The sequence below is a fragment of the Bacillus sp. EE-W1 genome, assembly GCF_009760835.1.
GTDB classification, from domain to species: domain Bacteria; phylum Bacillota; class Bacilli; order Bacillales; family Bacillaceae_G; genus Bacillus_A; species Bacillus_A wiedmannii.
Genome location: NZ_WIPE01000060.1, coordinates 80,056 through 82,284, shown reverse-complemented (window position 1 = coordinate 82,284; position 2,229 = coordinate 80,056). Strand labels below are relative to the sequence as shown.

At 33.9% G+C, this 2,229-nt stretch carries 1 protein-coding gene and 1 pseudogene; both read right to left on the bottom strand.

Annotated features, from left to right (window positions below):
• Window positions 1-136: 136 nt before the first annotated feature.
• Window positions 137-1,966 (bottom strand): FtsX-like permease family protein, encoded by a 1,830-nt coding sequence (locus tag GFJ36_RS11930; RefSeq protein ID WP_157349582.1) that lies wholly within the window; start codon window positions 1,964-1,966, stop codon window positions 137-139.
• A 16-nt stretch (window positions 1,967-1,982) separates the two neighbouring features.
• A pseudogene (locus GFJ36_RS29555) lies at window positions 1,983-2,229 on the bottom strand (bacitracin ABC transporter ATP-binding protein); the annotation flags it as partial.

The window sequence follows — 2,229 nt, the reverse complement described above, 5'->3', positions numbered from 1 at the left end:
CATTCTAGGGGGCATTTCTTTTTATTATTTTGATAGCGATGTGGTGGTACCCCATTTATTATTTCCAAATCCATTTAGAATGTTCAATAAATGGGGGCAGATTATGTTGATATTCCGTATAAATGATATCATTACATTAATTTTCTTTCGGAAGTACAATTCCTTTGTACAATTGAACTGTAATCAAATAGTAAATCGAGTAAATCACTACAAAAATAATAATTGGTAGCCAAATACGAAAGTACGGATCAGCCAAAAGAACGCTGAACATGTTCATACCAACTAATACGTGAACAATACCCACAATTGCTGGGACTAAAAATATAAAGAATAACTCCTTATAAATCGATTTTATTAATAACTCCCGGCGAACACCGATTTTACGAAGCATTTGATAACGTGTACTATCTTTGGATGCACCGGATAGAATTTTAAACATTAAGCAGCTTGCCATCATTGCTAAAAATGCAACTCCAACGAAAAAACCCATAAACATTAGTCCGCTGGCAAAATCATGACTCACAATATACGCTTGATACTTACTATCCAATTCTTCCGCCTTCACATTTTTATATTTTGATATCTGTAATTCATCAAGTTTTTTCCATTCTTTTATGTATGATCCAAAATCATCTGTTTTCCCCATAAACACAGTACTTTCTTTACCCTTCAACCCATCGTATATGTTTTGATCTACAATTTTCATTTCATAATCAGGATATAAATAATTTGGCTGGATCGTTCTGAAAGCCTGGATCCATTGTTTTGTGTCGGTCTCTCCTTTAACCCATTTTATTGAAAATGCACCAATGGGTAATCCCTCTGAAACTTTTTCTATTTTCATACCTTGCAAGAAAGGGCGATTTTTTTCTAAATCTTCTTTAAGATAATAAACATACCTATCATCAACTTTGTAATGATATTCAAGTTTTTCTTGAAATAAGATACCACCCAAAATTTTCTTTTCTTCCGCTGTTGGATTATGAATGACTGAATCGTAAATTCGCATTTGATCTGTCATTTTTAGGATGTTGTTTTTAAATGCCATACCACAAGCAATTCCACCAGCACCAAGAGCCACTAAGATTGCTACTGTTGCAAGCACATTTGTTAGACCATTAATGCGGAAATTTAATTGTGCAAAAGTAAAAGCATTTAGGCCTTTTTCACTATGTTTTTTATTACTCTTTAGCTTGTTAATCATAACTGGGAGAAGTGATCCAAATATAAGGTAAGTACCAACGGTTGCTGTGATTAATCCAACTGCCATTAATCCCAGACCAATTAGCGGATTTGCATATGACATATAGATCAGTGATGCATAACCAATACCCAATAAAAGAATACCAAGGAATGCAACTACAACGGTCATTTTTCCTTTTACGGCGACACGTTCTGTTTGTGCATCTGCATGTACAAGTTGCAGTACAGAAATACGCGATAATTTAATACTATTCATAATTGCTGATAATATAAATAGTGCAAAGAAGAAGACGCAAGTAATAATTATTGGTGGCAGATAAAATGCTTTATAACCTTCACCAGCAAATTCGAGTTGTTTCATTAATAGCTGACCGATACCTTCTGCAAGTCCTACACCAATTGTAATTCCAATCAAAAGAGATGTGGCACCTAATATGATTGTTTCGATAAACATAAGTAAGGTAACTTTATGCTTTTTTGCTCCTAACATCATATACATACCAAATTCTTTTTGGCGAAGAGCTGATAAGAAAGAGTTTGCATATAAAATATAGAAAAATGTGATAACCGCTAACAAAAAGGAACCAATTTTAAATACAGACACAATATCCCTAATAGAAGAGTTAGATTCAAGGAACGTTTTATTGGATGCTAGCGTTTGAAACATATAAAAAGTCGAAATAGAGACAATAAGACCAACAAGTAAAACAATATAATCTCGCAACTTACTTTTTAGGCCTGACATGGAAAGCTTAAATAACATGATTGAACTTCCTTCCTTACGCTTTTTGTGTGCCTAAGTTTGCAAGCACGTCTAAAATTTCTTTATAGAACTCTTCACGTGTACCACCGCGATAAATTTCTTTATATAGCTCACCATCTTGAATGAATAAAATACGCTGACAGTAACTTGCACTGTACGGATCATGCGTAACCATCATGATAGATACACCTTGTTCTTTATTTAAGTTTGTCATCGCATCCAGTAAACTTGTTGCATTTTTAGAATCAAGCGCTCCTGTTGGC

Bases quoted from the DNA above. Each gene is read 5' to 3' on its own strand.
- GFJ36_RS11930 (WP_157349582.1), bottom strand. From the start codon at position 1,966: ATGTTATTTAAGCTTTCCATGTCAGGCCTAAAAAGTAAGTTGCGAGAT.